This is a genomic window from Blastocatellia bacterium, from assembly GCA_035275065.1.
Classification (GTDB): Bacteria; Acidobacteriota; Blastocatellia; order UBA7656; family UBA7656; genus DATENM01.
Genome location: DATENM010000150.1, coordinates 129,366 through 145,876 on the forward strand (window position 1 = coordinate 129,366; position 16,511 = coordinate 145,876).

Annotated in this window: 7 protein-coding genes; 5 read left to right on the plus strand and 2 right to left on the minus strand. The window is 59.7% G+C overall.

Going from position 1 to position 16,511, the window contains the following annotated elements:
* Positions 1-91: 91 nt before the first annotated feature.
* The 5 genes from VJ464_27965 (at position 92) to VJ464_27985 (ending at position 12,723) form a co-directional block, all read left to right on the plus strand.
* Positions 92-3,964 carry a DUF6603 domain-containing protein gene (locus VJ464_27965; GenBank protein ID HKQ08990.1) on the plus strand — a complete coding sequence of 1,291 codons (3,873 nt, stop codon included), beginning with the start codon at positions 92-94 and terminating at the stop codon, positions 3,962-3,964.
* Positions 3,965-3,991: 27 nt separating this feature from the next.
* Positions 3,992-5,926, plus strand: coding sequence for a hypothetical protein (locus tag VJ464_27970; protein ID HKQ08991.1), 1,935 nt, complete (start codon positions 3,992-3,994; stop codon positions 5,924-5,926).
* A gap of 307 nt (positions 5,927-6,233) precedes the next feature.
* Positions 6,234-10,628: a pre-peptidase C-terminal domain-containing protein gene (locus VJ464_27975; protein HKQ08992.1), complete on the plus strand. Its 4,395-nt coding sequence runs from the start codon at positions 6,234-6,236 to the stop codon at positions 10,626-10,628.
* A gap of 177 nt (positions 10,629-10,805) precedes the next feature.
* The gene (locus VJ464_27980; GenBank protein HKQ08993.1) at positions 10,806-11,576 is read left to right on the plus strand and encodes a zinc ribbon domain-containing protein; all 771 of its coding nucleotides are present in this window, start codon (positions 10,806-10,808) and stop codon (positions 11,574-11,576) included.
* A gap of 31 nt (positions 11,577-11,607) precedes the next feature.
* A complete protein-coding gene (locus VJ464_27985) occupies positions 11,608-12,723 on the plus strand; it encodes a Stp1/IreP family PP2C-type Ser/Thr phosphatase (protein HKQ08994.1) in 1,116 nt (371 codons plus the stop codon).
* Positions 12,724-12,732: 9 nt separating this feature from the next.
* On the opposite strand, the gene VJ464_27990 is transcribed toward VJ464_27985, so the two are convergent.
* Together VJ464_27990 and VJ464_27995 are read right to left on the minus strand one after the other, a co-directional pair.
* A complete protein-coding gene (locus tag VJ464_27990; GenBank protein ID HKQ08995.1) occupies positions 12,733-14,172 on the minus strand; it encodes a PEGA domain-containing protein in 1,440 nt (479 codons plus the stop codon).
* 71 nt (positions 14,173-14,243) lie between these two features.
* Positions 14,244-16,304 carry a bifunctional serine/threonine-protein kinase/formylglycine-generating enzyme family protein gene (locus VJ464_27995; protein HKQ08996.1) on the minus strand — a complete coding sequence of 687 codons (2,061 nt, stop codon included), beginning with the start codon at positions 16,302-16,304 and terminating at the stop codon, positions 14,244-14,246.
* Positions 16,305-16,511: the final 207 nt, after the last annotated feature.

The window sequence follows — 16,511 nt, forward strand, 5'->3', positions numbered from 1 at the left end:
GCCCATCGGTCTCGCGCTCGACCAGATTGGCTTCGAGTACCTGCTCAATTACGACACGCAGACTTCGGCCTTGATTGTCCATGCCGGGCTCTTGATCGGCAGCATGCCCGTCAATGCACAAATCGAGGTTCCACTGGCCGGCGCCCTCGCGGCAGGCAGTTGGGCCTTAAAACTGAACTCGACCATTCTTTTCTCGTCCGGCCTCCAAGACCTGATAACTTTTCTCGACCAGACGACTCTCCTGCAAGCGTTTGGCCTGCCTTCCTTCTCCAGCATCTTCCCGGATGAACTCAAACAAATCCCGACCATCTTCCTGGACGAAGTCCAAATCCTGTTGAACCCGCTCCAGCTCCAGTTCCAATATCTGACATTTCGCCTGCTCTCCGTTGAGTCAATCAATTACGCCGACTACCTGCTCATTGACAAGGTTGGAGTCAGGGTGAACCTCGCCCCGGCGGCGGGCGCTTCTGGAATCTCACTTTTCATCTTCGGCACCGTCAAGATGGGGGAGACGGCGACGCTTGATGTTTCCGTTCTCATCCCTGAGAACTTCAGCCAGAACAACTGGATCTTCATGATGTCGGGCGAGGTTGATTTAGAGAGCATCAACGACGTGGAGCTTTTGCCGATCAATACGCCCATCGAAGAGTTGCAACTCCCCGATGGCTTCTTCACCCTCGAAACACTGAACCTGGACCTCTTCGAGGTTGACTTCAATCCGCTACAAGCAAACCTCTCGACTATCATCCTGTCGGTTGCCATTTCAGGCGCGTGCGAGCTGATCAGCGATCTCTCGTTCGAGAATCCGTCGATGTCCTTGAACATCGACGATCCTTTCAATCAGGGTGCGCCGCCGGCCCGAAAGCTGACCGGCACTTTTGCGGGAACTATTCAAGTCGGCGACATCAGTTTCAGCATTGACGCCGAGAAGCAAACGGAGGGCTGGAGCTTTACCGGCGCGACCGAGCCAGGCTCAATTCCCATCGGGCAGCTCATCAGCTCCCTGGCGGCGCAGTTCAACTTGGAGCTGCCCGATTTCATCAACGATATTTCTCTGGAGAGCCTGTCGCTCACTTTCAACACCACCGCCGCCGAGACGCCCGCCACTTCCGGCGGCACTGGTGTTGCCGCCCCTCAAACTGAAAGCGTGGTTTTCAACTGCGAGGGGGCGTTCCCTCTGGACGACCAGCAGGCGATCATCTCGCTTGCGGTGGATGTCAGACGCGTTTCCGGCGGCCCCTTTTACGGTTCCCTCGGCGGAGAGCTAGCCATCTCTCCGCTCTTGTTCACGACGACCTACAGTCAGAGCGCGGCAGACAACTTTTTCGTCGCCGCCTATAGCCACCAGGAGGCAAGCCGGAGCATTGACCTGAAAGACCTTATCGCCAGCGCTTCTTCCACCGTTGCGGCTTACATCCCGGAGAGCCTGGCCGTTGATTTGAAGTATGTGCTCTTCGCCTTCAGCAAAGATACTACCGGCTCGAAGCTACTCTTCGGGTTGGACCTGGGCACGAGCATCAATCTTTCCGATCTGCCGCTCGTCGGCCAGGCCTTCCCCGCAGATGAAGCCGTCAGCGTGAACGACCTGCAAGTGCTGGTGGCCTCAAAGCTGTTTGAACAGAACCTGATCACAACCCTTAAGAGTTCCTTCCCGGCGCAGATTACGGCGCTGCCGCAGGGCGACCTCAGTGCCGGGCTCTGGGTTTCCGCCTCGATGAGCTTCGGCGATTCGACACTGCCATTGGACCTGCCTGTCTCTGGCGGCGCGGCGACCAATCCGGCCATGACCAGGCCGCCCGCGACGACGCCTGCGGCGACCACTGCCAACGTCGCCGCCACTGACAACGCCAAGTGGTTTACGCTGCAAAAATCTTTTGGCCCAGTCTATTTCCGCAGAGTCGGAGTGCAGTATCAGGGCAACCTACTGACCTTTTTGTTGGACGCTTCTCTGACGGTCGGCGGGCTAACGCTTTCCCTCGATGGTCTCTCCGTCGGCTCTCCGCTCGACAAGTTCGATCCTCAATTTAATCTCAAAGGGATCGGCATTGACTACAAAGGCGGCCCGGTCTCCATTGGCTCTGCCTTTTTGAGAAAGCAGGTCACCTCGAACGGACAGACCTACGATGAGTATGATGGGGCGGCGCTCATCAAAACCGAGCAACTGACCATCTCTGCCATCGGCTCTTATGCCTACTTCAACGAACAGCCGTCTCTGTTCATCTATGCCGTATTGGATTATCCGCTTGGCGGGCCTTCCTTCTTTTTCGTCACCGGCCTGGCCGCAGGGTTCGGCTACAACCGCTCGTTAATCATGCCGTCCATCGATCAGGTCGCGAAGTTTCCCCTGGTAGACGAGGCGATTAACGGAACCGGCAACCCGAATGATCTCGAAGGCGAACTGCGAAAGATCAGCGCGTACATCCCGCCCACGGTCGGGGAGATGTTCCTCGCCATTGGGATCAAGTTCACCTCCTTCAAAATCATTGACTCCTTCGTGCTTTTGACGGCCAGTTTCGGCAATCGTTTCGAACTCAACTTGCTGGGGCTCTCGACCTTGATTTCGCCGCCGCAGGCGAGTCAAACGTCCGCTCTGGCCGTCGTCCAGATGGCCATCAAAGCCACTTTCCTCCCCGACGACGGATTCCTCGGCGTGCTCGGCCAGCTGACTCCCGCCTCTTACATCTTGTCGAGGGATTGTCAGCTCACGGGCGGCTTTGCTTTTTACAGTTGGTTTTCCGGCCCGCATGCGGGCGACTTCGTGCAAACGCTCGGCGGTTATCACCCGCTCTTTACCATCCCGGATCATTACCCGCGCGTGCCTCGCCTGAGTGTGAACTGGCGCGTCGACAGCAATCTGAGCATCAAAGGCGATGCCTATTTCGCGCTGACTTCCTCGGCCCTGATGGCCGGCGGAAGCCTGCAAGCGACCTGGCACAGCGGCGATTTCAAGGCCTATTTCAAGGCGGCGGCCGATTTCCTCGTCGCCTGGAAACCTTACCACTACGATGCCAAGATCCGTGTGACGATGGGAGTCACCTATAAGTTTGACGTTGATGTCGGGCTCGGCAAGGTGCGTAAAACCATCTCGGTCGATGTTGGCTCTGATCTACACATTTGGGGGCCTGAGTTTTCCGGCAAAGCTCATGTCAAGCTTGACGTGGTTTCCTTCGACGTGACTTTCGGCGACGCTTCGAAAAGCAAGCCAAAGGCAATTAACTGGAGCGAATTCAAAAGCTCTTTCTTGCCCGCAGCCAGTCAGGTTTGCAGCCTTTCGGTCAAGGCCGGCCTGGTCAAGAATTCAGAGGACGCCAAGTGGATCATCAATCCCAAGGACTTCTGCATCACTGTCGATTCGGCCATTCCCTCGAAAGAGGCTTATCGAAGCAAGCCGCTGGCAGGCGGCACACAGCAGGACACGCCGATCAGCAGTTCAAGCGCGTATCAAAAGGGCTTCGGCATCGGGCCGATGGCGGTGGAGGCGAGCAATTTATCCTCCAAGTATTACATCACCATCCTCCGCAACGGGACAGAGTGGGCCGGCGAGGATTTCCAATATGCGCCGGTGCTGAAGAAAGTTCCGGCGGGGCTGTGGGGCCAATCCGTCTCGCCCTCTCTCAAAGCGCCAGCTTTCATCGAGCCGGCTCTCACGGGCTTTGACATCAGCCCCGGCAAGCTGCCGACCCCGGGCGAGACCGCCGACATCGAGCGCGAGAACTTGCAATACGATCCGATTCCGATCCGGGATGCCTACCGTTGGGAGACCTACTTGGCCTTCGCCGCCACGTCGGCAGAGGCCGCCCAGCGCACGGAAGAGATTCGCCGCACGATTACCGACCCCGCAGTCGCCGCGACCCGCGAGCAGCTACTAACCACCTTAGGCGTTACCGCGCCAATCGTTTTGGCGGCTGACGACGTGGCCGATTCGTTCTTAATTCCCCCTGAGATTGGCACACTGGCCGGTTAATCAGCATTTGCATTCGAAGGGCAAAAGATGACTGACGATAATCCCACTGATGGCGCTACGACTTCTTCCGGCAAGGTTGAGTTCATCCAATATCACAAGCCTGGGCTCATCGCCGGCGACTATGAAATCTCCGTCACTCAAAAAGTGGCGACAATCGCCGACGGGAAAATTCCCCCGGAGAGTTTTCCGGCCAGCCGGGGCTTCGTTGTCCTCGGAGAACGTTTCGAGTTAAAACCGGAAGACATCTATGCGCTGTTTCCGCCCGAAGGCAGTGTGGGCGATCATTCCAACGCCTTGCCGCATCTCGTCCTCAATCGCAGCACGCTACCCTGGGAGCGCAGGGCGAATCCGGCTTCCGACCTTGCCCCGTGGCTGGCGCTACTGCTTTTCGATCAGCTGGAAGCGCCGACGCCACAAGTGATCACCTTGGGCGAGTTAAAAAACGGCTCCGATTCGACCATCAAGTTCCCGGGCTTCTCCTTCGAGTACGAGCAGAGCGAACAAGACAAGGTGACGGTCATTGATGTCCAGAAGAGTTTGCTGCAAACCTTGTTGCCTGCGGAAGAAGAGTTGGAGCTGTTGGCCCATGTGCGTCAGGGAAAAGATACGCAGGGGGATCAAACCGTTGGCGAGACCGCGGTGATAATCGGGAACAGGCTTCCGCGCAGGGGCGCAATCAGCGTCGCTCATCTGGTGTCCGTCGAGGAGCGTTATACCGGCGGTGGTTTCGATTATCAACAGGCGCTGGATGATGACCGGATTCGCCTGGTGAGCTTGAAGAGTTGGAGCTTCGCCTGTGCGGATGAAGCGCACAATTTTAAATCCCTCCTCACCCATCTCAATCTCCAGCCCGGCACGTTACGACTGCCAGCCGGCCCATCTCCTGAGGCGGAAAAATACCTCTCTATGGGCTACGTGCCCCTGACCCATTATTTACGGCGGGGCGCGCAAACGGTCTCCTGGTATCACGGGCCTTTAAGTCCGGCAGGGAACCCGCTTGAGATTTCCCTCCCGGCACCGGCGGCCGATCAACTGGTGCGCTACGACCCGTCGAGCGGCCTCTTCGACATCTCCTACGCGGCAGCCTGGGAACTGGGACGTTTACTGGCCCTGCAAAGTAAGCAATTCTCCGTCAGCCTCTACAATTGGAAACGGGCGCACGCGCAACATCTGGGATATGATGAGCAACGCCTGCTTCATCCGCATTTGCCGATGTACGAGCAGACGACCGGGGGCGAGGAAGAACAGATACCCGCGGATATCTCCTCATGGTTTTACAACCTCAGCCTGTTACAGGGCGTCCCCTTCAATTACCTTGTGCCCGACGAGCGAATGTTGCCGCCTGAATCGCTTCGCTTTTTCCTGATGGACAACCCTTGGATTGATTGTCTGCTGGACGGCGCCTTCAGTATCGGCAGGGTGACAACGTCAGATTATGAGCAAGACCAGTCTCAAGCAGACAGCCCGGCTGCGAACCCGCATGACCAGCTTAGCGGCTTCTTGCTGCGCTCGGAGGTAGTGGCGGGTTGGCCCGGATTATTAGTGGATGCTTATGCCGACCTCGATAAAGCAACGAAGCTTGACAGTCTTCGCATGGAACGTCTTTCAGATAATGTCCTTATCTGTCTGTTTGCGGGGGAAGCGCAAGTGGTAGAGATTCATCAACAACCGGAAGCCTTACATTTCGGACTGGACGAGACGGAGGCTTCTCCGCCAACCTATTACAAAAAGCTACGAGACAGTGCAGGAAAGGAGGGCAATCTGCGCGTTGACTCCATCCCCTGGCGGCAGGAATCCGCCAGGGTGATCAATATCGCCGCTCTAGCCGATGCCATCGTGGACAGTTTGGATGACCCCACTCGAAGTAAAATGAACCTCCCGCCCATCACTTCCTCGCAGTATGCTTTACAGATGATCGAGGGCGTGGAAAAGATCTCTTTTTCAAAAGCAAACAGCGAATGATAATTGGCTCAATAGCTCTCAGGAATCACTCGCCGCAGCTTGTGGACGCCGCCCTCTCCAGACTCACAGTTGAGTAGCCTAGCCAAAGCCAATCGCAAACCGCTCTAGTCGGTGATGAGCTGGCGCAAACGCCAGCGGTGAAATGAATCGCATTTTAAATCATTATATAATGCTTGACCGAGTAATCGAACAGGCATATGATTGCGGCCACTCGTAGCTCGATTCGAGCCGCGACAGCACGGCGCCGCATCCCGCGAGCAGCGCAGCGAACATTCATCCCAATCAGCCCACTCCTTAGGAGGCCGATATGAAAGCCACTCCGACGAAGCAATCCATGACGCAGACGTTCCGCTATGGCAACCCCCGTCTGGTTATTCTCATAGGGATTCTCATGTTAATCCTGATCATCGGAGAGACGATGCGGCAGGCGGCGGCCAGAACTGCCGCCGGGCCGGGGACGGGCAACGCTCGGATTGCTCTGGCGCGGCTCGGCGAGGCGGTGAGCGTGCGCGCGGCGGGCAGAGGTAACCCTTATGTCAGCCTGGCTGATGGTCATGATTTGCTGTCCGGCTATGTCGGCGACGAGCGGCTGTTGAAGGTCCTGACGAGCGGGCAAGCCCGGCCCCTGTCGCTCGCTTCAGCGGATTTTGACGAAGATGGGGTGGCCGACTTGATTGCCGGTTATGAGTCGAGCGATGGCGAGGGCGCCATTGTTTTACATCGCGGCAATGCGGATGCGATTTATCCGAACACACTGGAGGCAGAACAGCGACGCGGCAATGGAACATTGACCGACGCGCCCTTCTTATCGCCGGCGCTGGCTTACAGTGCGCCGCGCGCCGCCGATTTTATCGGCGCGGGAGATTTCGATGGCGATGGCCATGCGGATGTGGTCGTCGCATCGCACAATGATGACCGTCTCTACTTGCTGAGTGGCGACGGTCAGGGCGGCTTATTGGTGTCGCGCGCCGTCAGCCTGCCCGGCAAAGTGACGGCGATGCTTACGGGCGAAATCAATCGGCGCGATGGGCTGGCCGATCTGGTCGTTGGCATTCAGGGCGAGGCCGGGGCCGCGGCGCTGGTGTATGAGGGAAGCCAGGGCGCGCTCAATGCGAAGCCGGAAGCCTTCGGCTTGTCGCAGGCGGCAACTTCACTGGCTCTCGGCCAGTTGGACGGCGAAGCCTGTGCGGATCTGGCCATCGCCGCGGGGCGCGAGCTGATAATTGTTCATGGGCGAGATCGCAAGCTGTTGCCCGGCGGCGAGCCGTCCGTTGATGCGCCGCCGGCCATCATCGAAAGTCGCAGCTTTGCCGAGCCCATCGAGTCGGTCGTCACGGGGCACTTCACCGGCGAGCAGGTGGGCGAGATCGCTCTATCCTTCCAGGGCGGGCGGATCACCGTGCTGACGCCGCCAGTCAGGCAGGCCCGCGCTTCGAGCTTACCGGCGGCGGAAACGACGCTGTCGCGCAAGCCGTTCAATCCCATCGAGCCGTTGACGCCGGTGCTATCCTTCAGGGACGCTTCTAACAAATTAAGCGAACCGAAAAGCCTTCAATCGCTTGGCACCTGGAGCATGCAATCTCTGGGTAACAGCGCGGCGATCAAGAATGCGCGGCTGGTCGGCGCGCGCGTTTCCAGCACGCCGGTTGATAACCTGCTGGTCGCCGGGGCGGCTGAGAACATGAAGATCGTCGTCGCCGGGCAGCCGGCAAACCAGGAGATGCACGGGCTGCGGGCCGCCGACCTCAACCGCGAGACCGTCGAAGCCAGCATCGATGCCGGGGGCGAGGTCGCCGCCGTGCTGCCGATGCGATTGAACAAAGATGCCTTGAGCGATCTGGTCGTCTTGAAAGCCGGCAGCGTCCGGCCCGCCGTCATCCCGACGGTGCCGCAAGCGATCTTCGTCGTCACCAACACGAACGACAGCGGCGCCAATTCACTCAGAGACATGATCACGCAGGCCAACGCCGCCGCCGGCGCCGACGAGATTCGCTTTAGCCTCGGCGGCTCAGGGGTGCGGACGATCTCGCTGGCTTCGGCCTTGCCGGCCATTACCGGGGCCGTGACCATAGACGGGTACAGTCAATCGGGAACCGTTCAGAACAGCTCGGCGAGTGGTGATAACGCCACTTTACTGGTCGAGCTGAACGGCACCAGCGCCGGCGCGGCGGACGGCTTGAGCGTCACAACCGGCAACTGCGTCGTCCGCGGTCTGGTCATCAACCGTTTCTCGCGCGCCGGCATCAACGTTTCGAGCGCCGGTGCCAACCGCATCGAGGGGAACTTCGTCGGCGTCAATGCGACGGGAACGGCCAAGCTGGCGAATCAGACCAACGGCGTCAGCGTCAGCTCTGCCGGCAACACCATCGGCGGCACGACCGCCGCGGCCAAGAATGTCATTTCGGGCAATGTCGTTAATGGCATTCATGTGTCGTCCGGGGCCGGCAATGTGATTCAGGGAAATCACATTGGCACCAACGCGGCGGCGACCGCCGTGCTCGGCAATGGCAATGACGGAGTGCTGATTCAGAGCGCCGCGAGCGCCACCGTCGGGGGAACCTCGGCCACGCGCAACATCGTCGGCGGCAACGGCAACGTCGGCGTCGAGATGAAAGCGTCGCAGGCGTATTTAATTCAGATCGACAGCATCGGCACGGAATCAAGCGCGACCCTGAATCTCGGCAACCTCAAAGACGGCATCAAGATCGATAGCCAGTCGAATAACGGCACCGTGCGCGACGTGGTTCTGGCGTTCAATGGCGGCGCCGGCATCAAAATCAGCACCGCCATCATCGCCACCCTGCGGCCCAATGTGCTGACGTTTGCCAACGTCGGCGGCGATCAGGTCTCTTTTACGGATAGTTTTTGCACCGTCGCCTGCCCCGTCTTTCAATTGTGCTCTCTGCCTGCCGGCTTCGGCATCAACTCGGCGAGCGTTTCGGGCAACACCATATCGGTCACCGGCTACCTCTTTGATAGCGCCCGCCCCAACAAGACGATCACGTTCGATCTGTATTCCGGGGCGCTGAACGCATCAGGGGGTGATTCGTTCGGCTCGCTGCCGACCTACCTCGGCGCGGCAGCCGTGACGACCGACTTCCGCGGGCTCGCCAGCTTTACCCTATCGCCGATCACCCTGCCCGCCGGCAGCAGCGGTCACTTCGTCAACGCGCGCGCCACGGTTGATAACAACACCTTCAATAAATCGAATTTTCTGCAAATCGGCAGCGGCTGCTCATATGCCGTAACGCCCGCGACGCGTAGCGTTCCCGCCTCGGGCGGCACCGGGAGCTTTGCCGTTCAGACGCAGGGCAATTGCGCCTGGCAGGCGTCATTTGACAACTGTGCGTCGTCGGTCGATGTCGCCTCGGGCACCGGCTCAAAGACGGTGAATTACACGATCTTTACCAACTATTTCCCGACGCCGCGCACCCTAACCTTCCTGGTGCAAGGGCAACTGCATATCGTAACCCAGGCCGCCGCTCAGGGCGGTGGGGGTGGCAGTTGCCCGGCGACGGCGATCAGCCTCGGCCAGTCGGTCCCTGCCGCGATCAGCGATAGCGATTGCGCAGCGCCTCACGTCTTCGGACATAAAGCCGACCTCTATACCTTCAGCGCCACGGCGGGACAGATCGTCACCATCAATATGAAGAAGCTGTCGAACAGCCTCGACCCGTTCTTGATCCTGTCGGCCCCGGATGGCACCGTCATCGCCGTCAACGACGACACCGTCCAGGGGGTCGTGCAAGATTCGCAGATCACCTACCGCGTCCAGACGAGCGGCACCTATACGATTGAAGCGACGACCTACACAGACACGGATAGAGGCCCTTATATGCTGTCGCTGACCGAAAGCGTCTGTACGCCGATGCCGATCAACATTGGCCAGACTATCAATGCGAGCATCGCCGACAGCGATTGCAACGATGCGCAGGGCTTCAAAGGCGATTTCTACAGCTTCACGGCGACCGCCGGGCAGACGATCATTGCGACGATGACGAAGTCGTCGGCGACAATAGACCCTTACCTGTTTCTCGTCGGCCCCGGCGGCAGTGTGCTGGTCGAAGATGATGACAGCGCCGGGCCGCCGAACGCGCAGATCACTTTCACCATTCCCAGCTCGGGCACCTATACGATTGAAGCCACGACCTACGATCTTCTGGACAGAGGCGCGTATTCTTTATCGCTGGCCTTCATGTCGCTGACGACGTGCAATTTCACGCTCAGCCCGACGACGAGCGCCTCGGTCGGCGCGGCAGGCGGCACGGGGAGCTTCAACGTCAATGTGGGCAGCGGCTGCAACTGGACGGCGGTGAGCAGCAATACGTCGTGGCTGACGACGGCGAGCGCAGGCAGCGGCAACGGCCCGGTCAATTATTCGTACGCGCAAAATTCCGGCAGTGCGCAGCGCATCGCGACGATCACCGTCGGCGGTCAGACCTACACCGTCACACAAGCCGGGACGCCGACCCTGGAGATCACCGGCGTGGTTAAAGACGGCAAGCATTTTCTGGTCAGCGGCATAGGGTTTGTCGGTGGAGCGACGCTACTGGTCAACGGCGAGGAGAAGAAGACGCGGGTCGATTCTTCGACCAGCATCTTTAGCAAGAAGGGAGCCAAGGGCGTCAGCTACCCGGCGCACTTCCGCGTGCGCAATCCCGATAATTCGCTGTCGAACGATTTCACCCTCAATCAGCCATAATCCCGACTCCGCGAGTCGGGAAGCCATCAGTTACCTTGCGACATCTGGCGAGCGTTGGCGATCACGGGGCGAAAGCAATACTTGGTGGCTAAAGGCCGGAGATGCTATGTTATCCCTGCTCGGTTGGCGTATAATCTTTGCATACGACAGGCAATCTGGGCGGGGGCGACGACTCGCATGCTGGTTTGTTCTAAGTGCCAGACCCGAAATCAACCTCAAGCGCGGTTTTGCTATATGTGTGCGCAGCCGCTGATTGCCGAATCGCCCGCCGAGGAAGCGGGCGAGCCCGATGCGGCGGCGCTTTCTAACCGCAGCACGGTGCTTTACCTGAACCAGACAGCGCCGCGAAAATGCCCGGTCTGCGAAGCCATCAACGCCCCTGAGTATGTTTACTGCCAGGATTGCGGCAGTAATCTGCGCACGCCACAACAGCCGGCCAACACGCCGACAGTCATCAATACCAGCATGCCACCGGCGGGGCGTGATGAGACCGCCCGCCGCCCCGCCGCTTCGCCGAGCCCGGCAAAGCCCGCCGCCACCGGCGTTTTGAAGCGCGCCTGCCCGCAATGCAACAATCCCGTAGGTGACGACAGCCTCTTCTGCAACCGTTGCGGCGCACAGCTATCGGCGACACAGACGGTGGCGATGTCATCAATTAAAAACGCCCCGCGCCATCGCCTGGTCTTGATCGTTGACGGCCAGGAGACTGACGAAGAGTTCGAGCTGAGCGGGGATGTGGTCATCGGTCGGTTGAACGGCGACATCACTTTTCCGTATGATGATTTTGTCTCGGGCAACCATGCGCGCATCGTCAAGCGAGGGAATACGTATTATCTTACCGATCAGGACAGTCGTAACGGCACCTTCATCCGAATCAAGGAAGAGGTAGAGATCAAGCCCGGTGACGTGCTGCTGATCGGCAGGCAGATTCTTAAGTTCAAGGCGTAGCCGGCTCGCGGTGCCGGCGAGGGCTCGTCTTATGCCCACGACCGAAGAGCACATCTCTGTATCGGTTTTCGCGAGGACAGACACGGGGCTGCAACGTTCCGGCAACGAGGATGCTTTTCTGGTCGCCGACCTGACGACCGGCAAAAGCGGTCTGGGGCCGGACATGAGCACGCATACAATCGGCGAGCGCGGCAGCTTGATGATGGTCTCGGACGGCATGGGCGGGGCGGCCGGCGGCGAGATCGCCAGCAACCTGGCGGTCAAGACCCTCCGCGAAGAGCTGCAAGCCCTGAGAGCTGACCGGGACATTACCGAGCAGCTCGATGAAGCGATTGATCTGGCGAACAAGACCATCTGGGACTATGCCGTGGCCCACCCACGGCTCGCCGGGATGGGCGCAACGATTACCGCCGTCTTGATCAACCGCACGACGGCATTCATCGCCCATGTCGGCGACTCGCGCGCTTACTTGATTCGCGGCGATCAGATCAAGCAGTTGACCAAAGATCAGTCCTACGTGCAGTGGCTGATTGACGCGGGCGCGATCAAGCCCGAACAGGCGTCAAGCATTCCGCAGAATGTCATCATGCAGGCGCTTGGCGCCAACCCGACGGTGCAGCCCGAATTGATCGAGCTTGACCTCTCGCAAGGCGATTACCTGGTGCTGTGCAGCGACGGGCTCTCGAACAAGGTCGAGGCCGCGGAGATCAAACGGATGGTGAGCGAGCCGCCGTCGCTGACTGCCGCCTGCAAGCAGCTCGTTGCCCTGGCCAACGACCGCGGCGGCGAGGATAACATCACTGTCGTCGTCGCCCGCTTCGACGGCAAGGCGCTGCACTCTGCCGCCGATTCGAACTCGATCACCGGGAGCTTCAAGGTTCTCAAACAGCCGGGGATCGATTACGGCACCTCGGCGGCTGCCGACGAGACAGTCAGGCCGGCGCCCTCACAGTCGACCACCCTCGTCTTCCAATCCTCGCAGCCGGGATTAATGCTGGAAGAGGAAGAAAACTTGCCGGCAGCCGATCAGCGACCGGCGGGTCAATCGCCTGGCGGCAGTAAACGAGCCTATTACATCTGGGCGCTGGTGGCGCTGGCAATCATCGGCGGGTTGTGCCTGCTATGGCTGACCCACCTCTTCCGTTAACGCCGTTCGCTAATTTTGTCGGCCCTTTGCCTGCAACGGCTCGATGATCACGTCATCAATCAAAAACTTTTCTTTGCCAATCGTGCGGAAGCCGATGGTGCCGTAAGGATAGACGTCCTCGCGCAGCTCGGAATAATCGAGGGTGATCGCTTTGCCGGTGTCCGCCGGGGTGATCGTATGCTTGACCTTGTTGCCGGTAAATTCGATATCGATCTCGTACTGGCCGTCGGGCTTTAAGGCGAAGGGAATCCTGGCGGTGCTGACCGGGTCGTTGAGGTCGAGGCGGTTGTTACGCACGACGTAGATGTTGAACTGGTTCTTAAATGCCCCTTGCGGGCCCGAGAGATAGAAGAGGTAATAATTCTCGCCGTCTTTGGCGCGCAGCGCCCATGCCGCGCCACCGTCGTTTTCGAGCGTCAGGTGGAAGTGCAGCTTGAAATCGAAATAGCGCAAAGCGACGGCGAAGACCGGGCGCGGGCAATTGCTAAGGTAGAGCGCGCCGCCTTTTACGGTTGCCTCTTTGGGCATCTCCCACTGCTTATTCGGGCTGTCGAAGAACTCGCGGAACGGCGACGATGCCGGCAGCGGCGTCAGCATCTTTTCCAACTGCTCGCGCTTACCGAAGGCGAACTGCCGCGCCTCTTTATGCTCTTGAAAACCGTCTTTGTAAAGCCGCACTTCATGGCGGCCCAGGCGCACCTCTTTCCTGAGCGTGCCGTCGGGCGTCGTCTGGCCGATCTCTTCATTGTCGATGTAGACCGACACGCCCGGCCCTGACTTAACGATCATCTCAGTTGTCGCCGCGACCGACTTGAAGGTGATCAGATACTCGCGGCTGGGCGCCACCTTGAGCTGGCGCTCCAGGGGGACGAAGTCCGGATGCTCGTAGCGCACGCGATAGTCTCCGGGGGGCAGCCCATCCAGCACGATGGTGTTGCTCTCTTTTTCTTGGCGCAGCCGGCCCTTTTCCACTTCCTTATCGTTGATAAAGAGGCGGGCGCCTTCGATTTCAGGGCCAATGCGCAGCAGCGCGTATTTTGAGACCAGCGGCGCCTGGATGATCTCCGAGCGATCCCGCCCGAAGCTAAAACTCTTTTCAACGGGGTCGTATTCGCTCCCCGACGAAACCCGCACGACATAACGGCGGCCAAGCGGCAGCTCGGTTTTGAACTGTCCGGCCTCTGCCGTGCCGGCGACTTTGCCATTGATCGAAATCTGCGCGTCGGGCGGGTCGGTGAGGATCACCAGGACGCCTTTGCGCTGCTCGACCGGGACCGCCTTGCTCACCTTGCGAACAATGGGCGCGGCGGTGCGCGCCGTTTCTTTTACTTCGCCGGTGATGCTCGGCGGCAAGATCTGTGATGCGGCGACGAGGCAGAGGGCGACCAGCAGGATGATGGCGCCGGGAAGCCTTCCGCGCCGGCATACTTGTGTGCGTTGCAATTTCATAATCGCGTTTCGTTCACCTCTGGCGAATGATACGAGAGCCGTTGTTTGCCCAGATTGGCCGGGGCGCGAGGTCACCGGGGAATGTCTTTGGCGCAGCGAAATCCTAAATGGTCGTAATGCGCGCTGGGCTGGACTGTCCAGCGCACGAAGGTCTTGAGATACTCCTTTTCGTCTTTGAACGAGCCGCCGCGAAAGACGCGTAACAGTTCCCCCCGCGGCAGCGCCGCCTTCGAGCCGGGATAGTTCTTCGCCTCGTCCGCAACCCATTCAAAAACGTTGCCGGCCATATCGAAGGCCCCGCACCAGCTCTTGCCCTCGGTGTAGCTGCCGACGTTGACCGGCTTGTTGCGCCCGTCGGCTTTCGAGTTCGAGCGCTTCGGGTCCCACTCATTGCCCCAGGGATAGATACGATTCTCCTGGCCGCGCGCCGCGTACTCCCATTCGGCCTCGGTCGGCAGCCGCTTGTTGCGGAACTGCGCATAAGCTCTGGCGTCGTCCCAGGTGACGTTGGTGACCGGCAGGTCGCCTTCGCCCGGCTCAAATTCGCCCTGAGTCCATTGCGGCGGCGGCGGGTATCCCGACTTGACGAACTCCTGATATTCGCGGTTCGTCACTTCATATTTATCGATATAAAAATCGCCGACCTCGGCCTCGTGCGCCGGCTTCCACTCTTCAGGCGCGCGCGCGTCATTCGTGCCCATCAGGAACTTGCCGCCCTTAACCAGCAGCATTCCCGGCGGTGGCGGCGGCGTGGTCGGAGTGGGTGCCGGCCCCGGCACGTTCTCCACACTCTTTCTGGTCATCAGGTAAATGCCCAGAACCGCCCCTAAAACCAGCACGGCCGCAATCGCCATCGCCAGCAGCCGATAACGTTTTACTAGCTCGGGAAGCGATGTCGCCGCCGCCGTGCTATTGGCCGCCGGGTCTTGTTCGCGCCGCGCCGCCTTAGCCCCATGAGCCGAACCGGCCGAAGCCACGCCGCCGCGGCCCATAGCGACCGTTGGGCCAAAGGCCGGTTCTTTTTCAAAGGCCGGCTGCATCTTTTCGGCGGCGTACCCCCTGGTGCGGGTGTCGGGCGCCGGCCGCATCCCTTTCAGCATGTCGTGGGCCGCGCCCTGGCCGCCCGGCTCGCCCGGCTGGCTCGATATTCTGGCCGACGGCTTCAGGCTGATTTCCGACATCAGCAGCGCTTCTTCGAATTCGACGGCCAGCTCATGCGCCGACGCCGGACGGTCTTCGCGGCTCTTTTCCAGCGCCCGCATGATGACCCGCTCAATCGGCTCGGGGACTTCCGGTCGCCACTGCCGGAGTGGCTTCGGCAGCTCGTTGTTGTGCTTGAGGACGACACCCAGCGGCGTCGGCGCATCGAAAGGCACGCGCCCGGTGACCATCTCGTAGAGAATCACCCCCAGGCTGTAGACGTCAGAGCGCGCGTCAAGCTCTTCGCCGCGGCATTGCTCGGGCGACATATAGTAGGGCGTGCCGACGATCATGCCCTGCTGCGTCAGCGTGTTGACGTTGTTGCCCGAGGTGATCTTGGCGATCCCGAAGTCTAAGACCTTAACCAGCTCGACGCCCGGCGCGCTCTTTAACAGCCAGATATTATCGGGCTTCAAGTCGCGGTGGATGATCCCCTTGAGGTGCGCCGAATGGACCGCGCCGCAGGCCTGACTTAAGATCAGCTGGATGTCGTTGTAACCGAAATGATGGCCCGATTGCCGGCGGTCTTTGATCGCCTGCCGCAGGTCTTTGCCTTCGAGGAACTCCATGACGATGTAGGCCACCTTGGTGTCGCGGGTGATGCCGAAGTCTAGCACCGCGACCGCATTCGGGTGGCGAATCTGCGCGGCGGCGAACGCCTCTCTGCGAAAGCGCTCGACGACGACTTGATCGGCAGCCAGGTGGGTGTGGAGGATTTTGATGGCGACCGAATGCTCGATCTGGAGGTGGGTCGCGCGGTAAACTGTTCCCATCCCGCCTTCGCCGATGTTCTCTTCGATGCGGTATTTTTCGTCGAGAATGCCGCCGATGAAGCTGTCCTTGCTGGCGTTATCGCCCAGCGGTTGACCGTCGAAAGGACAGTAACCAAGGTGATCGTCTAAATCACGCTTGCACTCCGGACAATGCTTCATTTTGTGACCCCGAGCAATGGCTAAGGAGATTGATTGCGGGGAATATCCTACCCCAGCACTCAGGCACTGTCAAACAAGCCGTCTTCGCGGGTTTACCGGCGATAATCGCCCTTCACCGGCCTCATTGAAGCCATAAAACCTCGCCCGAACGTCTGGCCTTCCGCCGCCAAAAGACGGCGCCCACTTTGCCCCATGAAACGCCTTTTG

What these genes read in the sequence shown, in the direction of transcription:
- VJ464_27980 (HKQ08993.1), top strand. Translation starts at nt 10,806, where the DNA reads ATGCTGGTTTGTTCTAAGTGCCAGACCCGAAATCAACCTCAAGCGCGG.
- VJ464_27995 (HKQ08996.1), bottom strand. Translation starts at nt 16,304, where the DNA reads ATGAAGCATTGTCCGGAGTGCAAGCGTGATTTAGACGATCACCTTGGT.
- VJ464_27985 (HKQ08994.1), top strand. Translation starts at nt 11,608, where the DNA reads ATGCCCACGACCGAAGAGCACATCTCTGTATCGGTTTTCGCGAGGACA.
- VJ464_27970 (HKQ08991.1), top strand. Translation starts at nt 3,992, where the DNA reads ATGACTGACGATAATCCCACTGATGGCGCTACGACTTCTTCCGGCAAG.
- VJ464_27990 (HKQ08995.1), bottom strand. Translation starts at nt 14,172, where the DNA reads ATGAAATTGCAACGCACACAAGTATGCCGGCGCGGAAGGCTTCCCGGC.
- VJ464_27975 (HKQ08992.1), top strand. Translation starts at nt 6,234, where the DNA reads ATGAAAGCCACTCCGACGAAGCAATCCATGACGCAGACGTTCCGCTAT.